11 protein-coding genes are annotated in these 13,886 nt (G+C 60.3%); 3 read left to right on the top strand and 8 right to left on the bottom strand.

Annotated elements, in window-relative coordinates:
• Positions 1 to 18: 18 nt before the first annotated feature.
• The gene (locus ABEA02_RS03955) at positions 19 to 1,038 is read right to left on the bottom strand and encodes a hypothetical protein (protein WP_345531529.1); all 1,020 of its coding nucleotides are present in this window, start codon (positions 1,036 to 1,038) and stop codon (positions 19 to 21) included.
• Between the two features lie 212 nt (positions 1,039 to 1,250).
• Here ABEA02_RS03955 and ABEA02_RS03950 point away from each other — a divergent pair, with 212 nt between their 5' ends.
• Complete coding sequence (locus ABEA02_RS03950) at positions 1,251 to 1,784, top strand: AP2 domain-containing protein (protein WP_345531528.1); 534 nt, start codon at positions 1,251 to 1,253, stop codon at positions 1,782 to 1,784.
• Between the two features lie 59 nt (positions 1,785 to 1,843).
• On the opposite strand, the gene ABEA02_RS03945 is transcribed toward ABEA02_RS03950, so the two are convergent.
• On the bottom strand, positions 1,844 to 2,974 hold the full coding sequence (locus ABEA02_RS03945) for a pectate lyase (protein ID WP_345531527.1): 1,131 nt from the start codon (positions 2,972 to 2,974) through the stop codon (positions 1,844 to 1,846).
• 181 nt (positions 2,975 to 3,155) lie between these two features.
• Here ABEA02_RS03945 and ABEA02_RS03940 point away from each other — a divergent pair, with 181 nt between their 5' ends.
• A complete protein-coding gene (locus tag ABEA02_RS03940) occupies positions 3,156 to 4,958 on the top strand; it encodes an ABC transporter ATP-binding protein/permease (RefSeq protein WP_345531526.1) in 1,803 nt (600 codons plus the stop codon).
• Between the two features lie 152 nt (positions 4,959 to 5,110).
• Positions 5,111 to 6,088 (top strand): hypothetical protein, encoded by a 978-nt coding sequence (locus ABEA02_RS03935; RefSeq protein WP_345531525.1) that lies wholly within the window; start codon positions 5,111 to 5,113, stop codon positions 6,086 to 6,088.
• A gap of 71 nt (positions 6,089 to 6,159) precedes the next feature.
• On the opposite strand, the gene dctP is transcribed toward ABEA02_RS03935, so the two are convergent.
• From dctP to dapC, 6 genes are all read right to left on the bottom strand, one after another.
• Entirely contained in the window at positions 6,160 to 8,241 is a 2,082-nt protein-coding gene (dctP, locus tag ABEA02_RS03930) for a TRAP transporter substrate-binding protein DctP (RefSeq protein ID WP_345531524.1), read from the bottom strand.
• A 152-nt stretch (positions 8,242 to 8,393) separates the two neighbouring features.
• Positions 8,394 to 9,359, bottom strand: a complete 966-nt coding sequence (gene prmB, locus ABEA02_RS03925) for a 50S ribosomal protein L3 N(5)-glutamine methyltransferase (RefSeq protein ID WP_345531523.1) — start codon at positions 9,357 to 9,359, stop codon at positions 8,394 to 8,396.
• Positions 9,359 to 10,501 (bottom strand): succinyl-diaminopimelate desuccinylase, encoded by a 1,143-nt coding sequence (gene dapE / locus ABEA02_RS03920; RefSeq protein WP_345531522.1) that lies wholly within the window; start codon positions 10,499 to 10,501, stop codon positions 9,359 to 9,361. Before dapE ends, prmB begins: the two co-directional genes overlap by 1 nt.
• 28 nt (positions 10,502 to 10,529) lie before the next feature.
• Positions 10,530 to 11,705, bottom strand: a complete 1,176-nt coding sequence (locus ABEA02_RS03915; RefSeq protein ID WP_345531521.1) for a PilT/PilU family type 4a pilus ATPase — start codon at positions 11,703 to 11,705, stop codon at positions 10,530 to 10,532.
• Positions 11,706 to 11,791: 86 nt separating this feature from the next.
• Positions 11,792 to 12,613 carry a 2,3,4,5-tetrahydropyridine-2,6-dicarboxylate N-succinyltransferase gene (gene dapD / locus ABEA02_RS03910; RefSeq protein ID WP_345531520.1) on the bottom strand — a complete coding sequence of 274 codons (822 nt, stop codon included), beginning with the start codon at positions 12,611 to 12,613 and terminating at the stop codon, positions 11,792 to 11,794.
• Between the two features lie 60 nt (positions 12,614 to 12,673).
• A complete protein-coding gene (dapC, locus tag ABEA02_RS03905) occupies positions 12,674 to 13,867 on the bottom strand; it encodes a succinyldiaminopimelate transaminase (protein ID WP_345531519.1) in 1,194 nt (397 codons plus the stop codon).
• Positions 13,868 to 13,886 lie beyond the last annotated feature (19 nt).

The raw sequence follows: 13,886 nt of genomic DNA, 5'->3' as shown, positions 1-13,886 counted from the left end.
AATCAAGCCCTGCCGCAACTAGACCGTCAAGTCGACGTGCTGGATGCTGCCAGGCGTGCCGTCTTCGTTCAGATAGATCCCTGTGCTGCGGATCATGCCTCGGTCATCTGTGCCCTCGCGCAGTGCGAAAGGGGTTGCTGCGTTCTGCAGGGCTATGGCGCCAATGCCGGCTGTCCCCAGACTCTGTAACGTTCCGCCCGGTCGCCATACCTGCAGTTGCGAGAACTGCAGATCGGAGGAGTCGATCCAGCCGTTGTTATCGCTGTCGAGATCAGCCAGTTCGCTGAAGCCACTGCCGGTGCGTGGGCCAAAGAGTTCGCTGCCGTCGTCGATGACGCCATTGCCGTTGCGATCAATGGCCAGAAATGCGCTGCCACTGCCTAATGTGGCTATGGCTTCCTTCTTGCCGTCGCTATCCAGGTCGAACTGGATGCGGTGGGCGCTCAGCAGGGCAGGGCCGCCTGCGAGGTTGAGGACCAGCGGATCTTTGCGTACGTTGCCCGCATCGATGGTGGTTTCGCTGCTGCGGCGTTCATGGCGGCTGACTTCGAGTGCGAAGTCGAAACTGATCTCGCGACCGTCTGCCGTCTTGACCGTTCCGCGTGCCGAGTACTGCATGGCTTCCGTAGTTTCTTGCACTTCCCGATGCTCGAAGTGGAACGACCACTCCGGTTCGGGTTGCGCTGTGCGGCCTTGTGGAATGGCGGCGGAGTCAGCGGAGGCGTCACCTGTTTGCGCAACGTTGGCAAGGTCGGAGCTGTCGAAGAATTCGACCTTTCGGCCAGTCAGCTGTTCGATCACGGCGATCAGCAAGCTTAGACGCTCGTCTGCGGGTGATTTGCTCGATTCTGTCGTGCCAACTTCATTCGCGGCACCCAAAGCGTCGCGTCCAGCCGTGCTGATATCGACGCGTTCTGCCGGAGGCGGAGCTTCCTGGCGAGGAGCACGCAGCGTGAACTGCATGTTGGTTTCGCTTCGCGCCATGCTTTGCCGCTGCGCGGCGCCCTGCATGGAAAGGCTGGATTGCTCGATCTTCATCTCACACCACTGCATTCTTGCCGGCGGCGATGCCCGCTGGTTTTATACCGACCAGAAATGCACAGGACTTGAGAACCAGACAGGGGTTCGGCGCCCTGTGTTGCGCTTGTCGGCACCCTGCCCGGAAACGCGGAACTGGCTAAAGTTTTCTGCCTACTTGCCGAAATCCCTCACATCGCCGCCATAACCCTCAAAGTATCTGGAGGAACGACGTGAGCAGAGGTAGTGTTTATGGAATCAGCCGCGTGGATAACGAAGTCAGCCGTACGCATGGCTGGCTGGTAACTATCCAGCGTCGTGGCGTGATTCATCGCAAGCATTTCTCCGACGGCGTGCATGGTGGGAAGCAGAAGTCCTTTGCGGCGGCCAAAGGCTACCGTGATGAGGTCATCAGCAACAATCCGCCTTTTTCCATGCGCGAATATTCCAACATCGTCAAGAAGAACAACCGCTCCGGCGTGGTCGGGGTGTGCCGTTATTGCGCATCGGAAACCCGTGACCTGTCCGAAGACAAGCAGCGCTGGTTCTGGGTGGCCTCCTGGCCGCTACCGGACGGGCGTCGCAAACGTGTGAAGTTCTCGGTAAAGAAATATGGTGAAGAAGGTGCCTTCAAGATGGCGCTGAAAGCCCGCAAGGACGCATTGCGTGGGCTGGATGGAGCATTTGACCCGGGAGCGGTTCGCCGCAAGCCCGCGCGTCGCAAGGCAGCCGCTGACACGCCCACCGAATTGCGCAAGGCAGCCTGAGCGCAATCAGCAATTAAAAACCCGGCCTTGGCCGGGTTTTTCTTCACACTGCATCTTGATCAGAAGCTGGTGATGTCGCTCTCCTTGACGTCGCAGTAGGCCGTGTTCCAGAACTCACCCTGGTTGGTCTGGGCTTCGCCCGGCTGCACGCCGATGGCTTGCACGCAGACCTTGGGATTGCCCTTGGTCCAGCCCTTGATCTTCCAACTGCGGATTGTGGCTTTGTCGCCATAGTTGGAGTTGAGGCGCAGCAGGTAACCCGCGCTGCCATCCGGCTTGACGACCTTGCCGTTGATGGTCACACCAGTGGCGACCAGGTAGCGCGGACCGCCATTGCTGGAGCAGTTGCCGCACGATGCCCAGAAGCGCTGTACGTCACCATAGGTTGAGAAGTTGGTGATCTGGATGGTGCTGCCCTTGCCGTTGTGCTGGAAGATCTTGTCCGACGCGTGGCTGGCTGAACCGCCAATGACTTTCATGATTTTGCCGCTGCCGCCGAGCATGGTGGCAGCGTCTTCACAGACGTCCTCCCAGTGCACGTTTTCCAGGGTGCAGTTGCCCTCGCAATGAACGCCGTCTGACCCGTTCAGGCCTCCGGCGATAATGACGTTCTTCAGCGAAGCGCCATCTTCGAGCTTGAACACCGGTTTTTGGCCTTCGTCATCACAGTTTGATGCCTGTGCGACGATGCCGATGCGCTGGAAGCCATAGTCTCTAGTGGTGTTGGCCGGAATCGTCACAGTCGTGCTGTTGATCGTGGTGCCGGTCGCTGCCGGGATGCCCGAGGAACTTGCGCTGGAGGCCACACTGCTCGAAGACGTGGAGGATGAGCTGATGGAGCTTGCCACTGACGAGGAGGACGACTTCGAGGAGCTGCTGCTCGAAGTGGCGGTCGACGAAGAGCTGCTGGCCACACTAGACGATGAGGCACTGGTGGTAGCCGTCGAACATTCGTTCTTGCCGCCAGCGATCTTGCCGCCGAAGGTGGCTTCGGCACAGGCGAAACTGCCACTCAGAACCTTGTAGAAGAACTGATCGGCACGCCCGAAGGCGACATTGGTGTTGGCGGCGACCGAGCAGGTCTGGCCTTCGGTGCAGATGGTGACCCATCCTTTGGGGCGGTTGGCGGCCCACGCACTGGCTGTGAGTGCAAGCGCGAGCGTGCCGACGAGGGCATGGCGCATTTTCATTGCTGTCTCCTGGGAATGTTCTGGTTTTGGCAGCGACGGACTCTGACTCTGCCCAAGGCTTTAGTATGGCGATCAAACTAAAAAGTTCCACGCTGCATTGCCATATCTTCTAAGCGCGATGTCTCAGTGGAGTGAGCAAACTCTGTAGGATTCCGTCCTACGCAATTTTTGGAAGTGCTTGATGAACTGGGGAAATGAGCTCATTGCCAGCAGCATCTGGCTAGCCAAGGCCTATGCCTTGACGTTGATTGTGTTTGTGCCTGCCATGCTGGGGTTGATGCGCTGGACCGTTTGGGGGCGTCAGTTTCGCCTGATCACGGGAGCCTATTTCTCCCCTCGAACGAGCTTGCGGCCGCTGCTGATGCTGGGGCTCATGCTGCTTGTCTCGCTGATGGCCGTGCGGCTGAACCTCGTTTTTTCTTTCTGGTACAACGACCTCTATACCAGCTTGCAGAACCTTGATGCCAAGGTCTTCTGGCTCAGTGTCTGGCTGTTTGCATTGTTGGCCAGCCTTCACATCGTTCGCCTGCTGCTCGACGCCTTCATCAGGAAAGCTTTTCGCATTCACTGGCGTGTATGGCTCAACGAGCAATTGCTCAATGCCTGGATGTCATCCCGGGCCTACTATCTCGCTCGACACGCTGAAACGCAGCAGGACAACCCCGAACAGCGTATTCAGGAGGATACAGAAACCCTGGGCGAGAAGGCGGTGGAGCTTGCTCTGGATGGCGTCAAGGCCGTGGTGTCGATAGTTGCTTTCACAACCTTGCTGTGGACCTTGTCAGGTTCGTTGACCGTCATGGGTCATGAGGTTTCGCGGGCGATGGTTTTTCTCGTCTATGTCTATGTCTTGACCACCAGCTTTTTCGCTTTCTGGATCGGCCGGCCCCTTATCCGTCTGAACTTCCTTGCGGAACAGTTTTCTGCGACCTATCGCTATCTGCTGATTCGTATTCGTGAATACGGCGAAAGCATTGCGTTGTATGGCGGGGAAAAGGTCGAGAAGTCGCGACTCGAGGGGGCTTTTGGCAACGTAATTGCAAACTCATGGGCCACATTGTGGCGGGAGCTCAAGTTCAATGGATTCAATTTCACCATTGGCCAGGTTGGCGTGATCTTTCCCTTGCTGATTCAAGGGCCACGCGTGCTGAGCGGTGCAATCAAGTTAGGCGATCTGATGCAGACGCTGGAGGCCTTCAATCAGGTGCAGGATGCGCTGTCATTCTTCCGCGAGTCCTATGACAAATTCGCGATCTTCCGCGCCGTGCTCGATCGCCTGAGCGGATTCGTCAAAAACATGACCGAGGTGAACGCACTACCGGTCCCCAGTGTCGTGCCGGTGGCAGATCGTCTGACAGTCAATCGCTTCTCGGTGCTGCATCCCGAGGGGGATCCGCTGATAAGTGAGCTGTCATTCTCATTAGTGGCGGGCGAGCGCTTGCTGGTCCGGGGACCATCCGGTGCGGGCAAGACGACGTTGTTGCGCGCTGTGGCTGGCTTGTGGCCATATACCCGGGGGGAACTTGCACGACCGACTGACGCGAATGCGCTATTCCTCTCCCAGAGGCCCTATTTGCCCGTTGGCGGCCTGCGCCTCGCACTGGCTTACCCCGGGCAGGCCCTTGATGATGCTCTCGCCCGTGAGGTCCTGCAGCGTGTGCAGCTGCCCCAACTCGTCGATTTGCTCGACGATGAGCGTGATTGGTCGCAGATCCTGTCGCCCGGAGAGCAGCAGCGCCTGGCCTTCGGACGCGTTCTGGTCAATCGTCCTCGGCTGCTGGTCATGGATGAAGCGACTTCGGCCCTGGATGCAGGGCTGGAGCATGCCTTGTACGCGATGATCATTGAGGCGCTGCCCGACAGCATCGTGCTCAGCGTGGGGCATCACACAAGCCTGGCGCAGTTTCATCAGCGTGCCTTGGAACTGCATCAGGGGGGCGCGTGGCAGATCGTTACCGGGGATCAACAGGCAGGTGTAGCGTAGTGCACACCGTAATGCTGGATGGTTTCGTGTTTGCTGGGTAAACTGCTGAAAAATCAGGAAAAAGAGTGCGATGTGCTTTGCGGCATTCCTGCGTGTTTGTCGCAACACGTCCGACCTCAAGAATCAAAATCAAGTAGAGATCGGAGTCGATGATGGGTACGTACGGAAAGTCCGGCGGCTTTTGCCGCTGGCGTGGGGTTGCGCCAGCACTAGGCCTGGTGATGCTGATGATTGCAGGCTGCGGTGGTGGTGGAGGTGGTGGCAGTGTGAGCGCCGGCACAACCAGCGCCAGCAGCAGTGCGCCATCGTCGTCCTCCAGCAGCGCGGCGACGTCATCTGCGTCGAGCAGCTCCAGCAGTTCGAGCACGACGTCCAGTGCGAGTTCCAGCGCTTCCAGTGTTGCGAGCTCTTCCAGCACCTCCTCCGCCTCGTCTAGTACTTCTTCGGGTTCGGCACCGACAGCCTGGCTGGGCAGCACCTGGAACTTCCGTGGTGACACCTCGCAGACGACTCTGGGTAATTCGACGCTGAGCTACACGCTGACCGATGGCACGGCGAGTGAAGTCAGTTTGCTGACCAGCAATGGCAAGTTCGCTGGCTACGGTGAGAGCTTTGCCGTGGTGGCCAAGGAGCTCACGGGTGACTTCACTTTTACCGCGACTGTGGCAAGCATTTCGGTGCCTTTCACCGTGGATTCGTCTGATGCTTACCGTCTTGGCGTGATGCTTTGCGATTGCTCGAATGGTTCGACGAGCACGGCGCCCATCATCGTAGTGTCGGGCTTGTCGCCGACCGGCGCGGGCACGGACTACCAGCCGTTTTACGCGGCGCGCACGACTGCGCTGGTGAGCGGGGTCGGTGGCGCATCGTTGAACCAGGACTTCACGGGTGTGGCCGTATCGATCGGTAGTACCGCAGCATCGGTACCGCTGACCAAGTTGCGCATCGTGCGTTCCGGTAATACGGTTACGGCCTATGTGTCGCGTGATGGCGGTACGAGCTGGACCACCAGTGGCTCCGCCATCGGCACTCTGTCTGGCCTGCCTGCCAAGGTGCATGCGGGCGTGTTTGCTGCCAACAATGTGGCGACCCGTACCGTGTTCACGAACATCACGATCACTCAGCCCTGATCTGAGTGGGGTCGCTGACAGCAAAAAGGCCACCAGTCGGTGGCCTTTTTGCTTGATCGTCTTCGCTGCGCCTACTGCATATCCTGAATCTTGCGCAGCAACGACTTCTGCTTTTCGGTGATGACGAACTTGTCGTAGACCGGGCGCATGGCGTCCTGGAAGGGCTTCTTGTCGCAGTTGCCGACAAAGGTTGTGCCGGCCGCAGCGAGATTCTTGCGGGCGGCGTTTTCTTTTTCGGCCCAGTAGCGACGCATCGTCGACACGGATTGCTTGGCGCATTCCTTGACGATCTTGCGATCGTCTTCGCTGAGTTCGTCCCAGATCTTCTTCGAGAAGATCAGCACGTCGGGCGCCATGGAGTGTTCGGTACTGGAGAAATGGCTGAACACTTCGAAGTGACGGAAGCTTTCGAAGGCCAGCAGGTTGTTTTCTGCAGCTTCAATGAGGCCGGTTCGCTTGCCGGCGATGATTTCGTCGATCGACATCGGTGTTGCTGCAGCGCCCATGGCGTTGGCCACAGCGATCCACAGGTCGGACTGCGGCACGCGCAGCTTCATGCCGCGCACATCAGAGAGGCTGCGGATCGGTTTGTTTGAATAGATAGAGCGCACGCCGCTGTCGTAGAAAGCGAGGCCGATCAAGCCATCTGATGCGCACGAAGCCAGGATTTCTTCACCGGGTGCGCCATCCATGGCGCGCTGCATGTGATCGATGCTACGGAACAGGAAGGGCAGGGTGGGGATGATGGTTTCGGGGCAGCTCTTGTTGAGTGGCGAGATGTTGACTCGCGCCATGTCCAGCGCGCCGCTGCGCGTCTGTTCAAGCGCTTCCTTCTCCGAGCCGAAGCTGCCCGCCGAATAGACCTTGAGCGATATGCGTCCCTGCGTGCGCTGGCTGAGCGCTTCGCCCATGGCGCGCAAGGCGCGCACGGTCGGGAAATCATCGCTCTGGATGTCGGCGACGCGCAGCAAGACTTTCTTCTCGGCGTTGGCGTCGACGCGATAGCGCGACAGCAGACGGGCTACATCGCGACTCATGCCGGCGAGGCTGACTACAGCTTGCGCGGCTTGCGAGGCCGCCGCCGAGTTCTGCTCGCTCATTTGAGCGACCTGCTCGATGTTCTGCGCGATGGCGGTGCTACCCGCTTGTTGTTCGCGGATGGCATCGGAAATGTCTTCGACGACGCTGGCGGCGGCGGATGAGCCATCCTTGATGCGCTCGATGGATTCCCCCGCCTGGCGCGCATTGGTGACGCCGTTGGCGACGGCTTCCTCGGTCTTGTCCATGCTCGTCACGGCAACTTTGGCGCTCTCCTGCATGCGACCGAGCAGTACGCTGATTTCCTGCGTGGACTTGGCGGTGCGCTCGGCAAGCTTGCGCACCTCATCGGCCACCACGGCAAAGCCGCGGCCCTGTTCGCCCGCGCGTGCTGCTTCGATAGCGGCGTTGAGCGCCAGAAGGTTGGTCTGTTCTGCGATCTCGCGGATCATGTTGGCCACCGAAGAAATGCTGTCGCAGTCGGCACGCAGGGCTTTGATGCGGCCGGCGGCATCGCGAACAGAGTCAGAGATGGCTTGAATACCGTTGAGCGTCGTCAGCAGCACTTCAGAGCTGTGCTCGGCAATGTTGCGCGATTCGCCTGTGTGCTGGCTGGCATCGCGTGCCTGCTGTGCCACCATGCTGATGCTGACCGTCATTTCCTCGACAGCGGCTGCCATGTTGGTGGAGGCATCGCTCTGGATAACCGAATTTCGGGCAATCTTGCGTGACGAGCGATCGACGTCTTCCGTGACTTCGAGCATTTTCGATGTCGAAGCCTGCATTTCAGTGAAGCTCGCGCGCAGCTTGCTGATCAGGCGGTTGTAGGCCTGAATGATTTCGCTGAGCTCATCCTGGCCGTGTGCCTGGATGTCTGCCGTGAAGTCGAGATTGTCTGCCGCGCAGGCGATGGCCTTGTGGATGGTATTCAGCGGTTGCAACACCGCTTTGGCAAGGAACCAACCAGTGCCTCCAATCACCGCCAGTCCAATGATGCCGACCGTGAGCAGCACCCCTGTGCTGCCCGAACTGCCTGCCAGTGCAACGCCCAGCACGATGATGGTCGTCAGCATGGCTGTACAGACCAGGAACAGAATCTTGCGGGTAATGGACATCCCGTATCTCCAGCGTGCCATGAGGCTGAATGCCTCTTGTTTTCAGCCGGAACAAGGCGCCACAGGGATTTGCGACGCCTCTTATGAACCGGCTATGGCACTGATACGGCGGCGCGGCCTCAAAACTTGAGGGGCCCGACGCCAAAAAATGCTCAAGCTGCCAACTGGTCCGCGCGCAGTAACAGAAGTTTTTCTTCTTCGCTGGTTGTAGTCAGCCAGACGGGTTCCAGTGCGGGGAATGCCGCCTCGAATTCAGCCCGGTTGTGGCCTACTTCGATCAGCAGAATACCGTTGGGCGTGAGGCGCTGGTGGGCGTCGCGGAGAATGCGGCGAACAATTTCCATGCCGTCCTCTCCGGCTCCCAGAGCCATTGCGGGCTCGTGCAGGTATTCGGGCGGCAGGGCGTCCACTGATGCAGCGGTAACGTAAGGCGGATTGGAGACGATCAAGTCGTAGCGCTCGTCCTTGAGTGCCGAGAATACGTCTGACTGGATGAGGCGGATGCTGTCCTGCAGGCCGTAGTCCTCGACGTTGATGCGAGCGACTTCGAGCGCATCTGGCGACAGGTCGATGGCGTCGATCTGTGCGCTGGGGAAACAGTGAGCCATCACGATGGCCAGACAGCCGCTGCCGGTGCAGAGATCCAGCGCCCGCGTGACTTGCGATGCGTCGTCAATCCATGGCGAGAGGCCATCAGCGAGCGCTTCAGCGCAGAATGAGCGCGGAATGATCACGCGTTCATCGACCGTGAATCGGAATTCGCCTAGCCAGGCTTCGCCCGTCAAATAGGCGGCGGGGATGCGTTCATCGCTGCGACGGTGAATGATTTCAAGCACCTCGGTGCGTTCATCCGTCGGGATGCAGGCGTCGAGGAAAGGCTCCAGTCGGTCGATGGGCAGGTGCAGGGTATGCAGCACGAGGTAGACCGCCTCGTCGTAGGCGTCCTGCAGACCGTGGCCGAACACCAGCTTGTTGCGATTGAAGCGGCTGGTGGCGTAGCGGATCAGATCGCGGACGGTGACCAGCTCGTCGGTGGGATTGTGCTCGTGCGAGTGATCGTGGTTGTGGCCACACTCGTCGCCGCAGCTGTCGTCATGTTCGTGATGATCGTGTGCCATTACTTGAGCAACGCCGCGATGGCGCCTTCGTATGCTTTGGAGAGGGGCGCCATGTCGGCCAGCAACACACGCTCGTTGATCTTGTGAATGGTGGCATTGACCGGACCGAATTCGACAACTTCGGGGCAGATCGTGGCGATGAAGCGGCCATCAGAAGTGCCGCCGGTTGTGGACAGCACAGGTTTGTGGCCCGTCGCCGCTTCAATGGCGCTCTCCATGGCCTGCGTCAGCTTGCCGCGACCCGTGAGGAAAGGATTGCCGGAAAGGCTCCAGTCGAGACTGTATTCGAGACCGTGGCGATCCAGAACCTCGTGGACACGCGCCTTGAGGCCAGCTTCGGTGCTTTCGGTCGAGAAGCGGAAGTTGAACAATAGCTCCATCGCGCCCGGGATCACGTTATTCGCGCCCGTTCCGGCTTTGATATTGGAGATCTGGAAGCTCGTCGGTGGGAAGAACTCGTTGCCCTTGTCCCACTCGATGGCGGCCAGTTCGGCCAGTGCCGCGGCGCCCTGGTGAATCGGGTTGCGGCCGAGGTGCGGGTAGGCGATGTGGCACTGGATGCCGCGAATCGTCAGCTTGCCGTTGAGCGAGCCCCGACGGCCGTTCTTGATCATGTCGCCGGTGTTGTCGACCGAGGTCGGCTCGCCGACGATGCAGTAGTCGATCTCTTCGCCACGCGCCTTGAGCGCTTGCACGACCTTGACTGTGCCATCAGTGGCGACGCCTTCTTCGTCCGAGGTCAGCAAGAAGGCGATCGAACCCTTGTGATCAGGACTGGCGGCGACGAAGCGTTCGACCGCGGTGACGAATGCGGCCAGCGACGTCTTCATGTCCGCGGCTCCCCGGCCATAAAGGTAGCCTCCCTGCTCGGTTGGCTGGAACGGGTCGGTATGCCATTGCTCCAGCGGGCCGGTCGGCACCACGTCGGTGTGGCCGGCGAGCACGACGACAGGCCGCGTCGTGCCACGGCGCGCCCACAGGTTCGATACGCCGTTGCTGTCGATGCGTTCGCAGTTGAAGCCGATGGCGGCGAGGCGGTTGGCGATCTGTTCGAGGCAGCCTTCGTCGAGCGGTGTGACGGAACGGCGGCTCATCAGCGCACGCGCCAGTTGCAGCGTGCTGCTGTGGATGTCTTGAGTCATGTCTTGGTAGGGAGAAAACGCCGAACTGTCAGCTCGGCTCTTCCATGTGCAGGGTGAAGGAACTGAAGGACGCGCCGTCGTCTTCGGCCGGTTCGAAGTCGGCTAGGGCCGATTTCTCCTGCGTGTTGCCGGCGGTCTGGTCCTTGTGCTGGGCGTTGTTGACCAGCCAGGAGAAGTTGGTGGGCGAGTCGGAGTTCTGCAAGGCTTCATCCAGTGTGATGGTGCCTTCGCTGTAGAGCTTGAAGAGATCCTGCTCAAAGGTTTGCGAGCCGGGGGCCAGCGCCTTTTCCATGGCTTCCTTGACGCCGGAGAGCTCGCCACGTTCGATAAGGTCGGCGACGTGGCGGGTATTCATCAAGACTTCCACTGCCGGGATGCGCGAGCCGTCGGGCTTGCGCACGAGACGTTGCGAGACGATGGACTTCAGCGAGACAGAGAGGTCGAGATACAGCAGCTCGCGGTTCTCCAGCGGGAAGAAGCTGGTGATGCGGTTGAGCGCGTGGTGCGAATTGTTGGCGTGCAGTGTGGCGACGACAAGGTGACCCGATTGCGAATACGAAATGGCCGCTTTCATGGTTTCCAGATCGCGGATTTCGCCGATCAGGATGCAGTCGGGCGCCTGACGCATGGCGTTCTTGAGCGCCTGGCCCCAGCTGTTTGTGTCGAAACCGATCTCGCGCTGGTTGACGATGGAGCGCTTGTGACGGAACAGGTACTCGATGGGATCTTCGACCGTCAGGATGTGGCCGGTGGCGTGGGTGCAGCGGTGATCCAGCATCGAGGCGATGGTGGTCGACTTGCCCGAACCCGTGGCGCCGACGACCAGTACCAGACCGCGCTTTTCCATGATCACGTCGGCCAGCACTTCCGGTACGCCGAGCTCCTTGAGCGTCGGGATCTCCGTGCGGATGTAACGCACCACGATGGCCATGCTGCCGCGTTGCCAGAAGAAGTTGACGCGGAAGTTGCCGAGCCCCGGACGCTGCACCGAGAAGTTCAGCTCCCGGTCATTCTCGAAGGCCATGCCCTGTTCGGGTGTGAGCAGCTCGTACCCCATCTTCTGGATGACGACGGGCTCCATCACCTGCTGGTTGATGGGGACGACCGCTCCATTGATCTTGATGTGAATCGGCGCGCCAGCTGTCACATAAATGTCGGAGGCCTCGCGCTCGGCCATCAACTGGAACAGACGATCGAAAATCATGCACAGCCTCCGTCAGGTCGCACTAAGCGGGCACCGGGGCGGTCAGCCCCTGCACGGTGCCCGTTCTGCATCAGAGCACGGGATGCTCAGTCCCGCAACAGCTCGTTGATCGAAGTCTTGGCGCGGGTTTGCGCGTCGACTTTCTTCACGATGACTGCACAGTACAGCGAATACTTGCCATCGGCCGAGGGCAGGTTGCCCGACACCACGACCGAACCGGCCGGAATGCGACCGTAGGTCACTTCACCCGTGGCGCGGTCGTAGATCTTGGTGCTCTTGCCGATGTACACGCCCATCGAGATCACCGAGTTCTCCTCGACGATGACGCCTTCCACGACTTCGGAGCGGGCACCGATGAAGCAGTTGTCTTCGATGATGGTCGGGTTGGCTTGCAGCGGCTCCAGCACGCCGCCGATGCCGACGCCGCCGGAGAGGTGCACGTTCTTGCCGATCTGTGCGCAAGAGCCCACGGTCGCCCAAGTGTCGACCATGGTGTTCTCGCCAACGTAGGCGCCGATGTTGACGTAGGACGGCATCAGCACGGCGCCCTTGCCGATGAAAGAACCCTTGCGGGCGACTGCCGAGGGCACGACGCGGAAGCCGCCTTCGCGGAAGTCGTCGCTGGAGTAGTCGTCGAACTTGGTAGGCACCTTGTCGAAGTAGCGCAGGTCGCCGCTGTTGATGACGCGATTGTCATGGGTGCGGAAGTACAGCAGCACGGCCTTCTTGATCCATTGGTGCGTAACCCATTCACCGTTGATCTTCTCTGCGACGCGCAGCTTGCCGGCGTCCAGATCGCCGATCACGGCGGCAATGGCGTTGTTCAGGGCCGGGTCGCTGCAGCCAGGCGAAATTTCCGTGCGGCGCTCAAAGGCTTCTTCGATCAGGGTTTGCAAGGGGTGGGACATGGCTACCTCGTCTTTCAATGAATCTGTTGCTGGAGCAGTGTTGTGGTTCAGGTCAGGTCTTTAGCGGAAAGACTGGCAGAAATCCACGATGCGGTTGGCGGCTTCGACGCATTCCTCGACGCCCGCCACCAGGGCGATGCGCACAAAGCCCGCGCCGGGATTGAGCCCATGTGCCTCGCGTGCCAGGTACTGGCCGGGCAGCACAGTGACGTGGGTGGCGGCATACAGGGCGCGGGCAAAGGCGGCATCGTCGTCGGGCGTACGAGCCCACAGATAGAAGCCGGCGTCGGGTCGGCTGATGCCCAGCACGGGCGACAGCAGGGGCACCAGGCGGTCGAATTTCTCCCGGTACAGGCGGCGGTTATCGAGAACGTGGGCCTCATCATTCCATGCAGCGATGCTGGCCAGCTGCACGCTCTGGCTCATGGCGCAGCCATGATAGGTGCGATAGAGCAGGAATTTCTTGAGGATGGCGGCGTCACCGGCCACAAATCCGGACCGCAGCCCCGGCACGTTGGAACGCTTGGACAGGCTATGGAACACCACGAGGCGTTCGAAATCCTTGCGACCAAGCTGTTCGGCAGCCTGCAGCGCACCCAGTGGCGGCGCGGCTTCGTCAAAGTAGATCTCGGAGTAGCACTCGTCGGCTGCGATCACGAAGCCGTGCCGGTCCGCCAGCTCGAACAGCGTTCGCCAGTCTTCGAGGCTCAGCACGCGACCAGTCGGGTTGCCGGGCGAACATACGTAGATCAGCTGCACGCGGGCCCACTGGGCGTCCGACAGCTCGTCGAGATCGAGGCCGAAGCCGTTTTCGCTCGTCTGGTTCAGGAATGCGGGTTCCGCGCCAGCCAGCAGGGCTGCACCTTCATAGATCTGGTAGAACGGATTGGGGCTCGCCACCAGAGCGCCGGGCTTGCTGCCATCGACCACACACTGGGCAAACGCAAACAAGGCCTCGCGGGTGCCATTGACCGGCAACACCTGGCTGGCCGGATTGACGGCCTTGAGGCTGAAACGGCGCTGCAGCCAGCCGGCAATCGACTCGCGCAGGGCCTCTACGCCAAGGGTCGTCGGGTAGGTGGACAGCCCGTCCAGATTGGCGGTCAGGGCGTCTTTCACCAGCCGGGGCGTGTCGTGCTGCGGCTCGCCGATGGAGAGGCGGATGGGCGCCACAGCGGGCGGTGTGGCGCCGGCAAACAGGGCGCGCAGCTTTTCGAAGGGATAGGGGTGCAGCTTGTCCAGCAGGGGGTTCAATTCGGTCTCGCTCTGACAG

The organism is Viridibacterium curvum (assembly GCF_039544165.1).
Lineage (GTDB): Bacteria > Pseudomonadota > Gammaproteobacteria > Burkholderiales > Rhodocyclaceae > Viridibacterium > Viridibacterium curvum.
The sequence above is the reverse complement of the archived record's forward strand: the minus strand, read 5'-3'. Positions and strand labels throughout refer to the sequence as shown.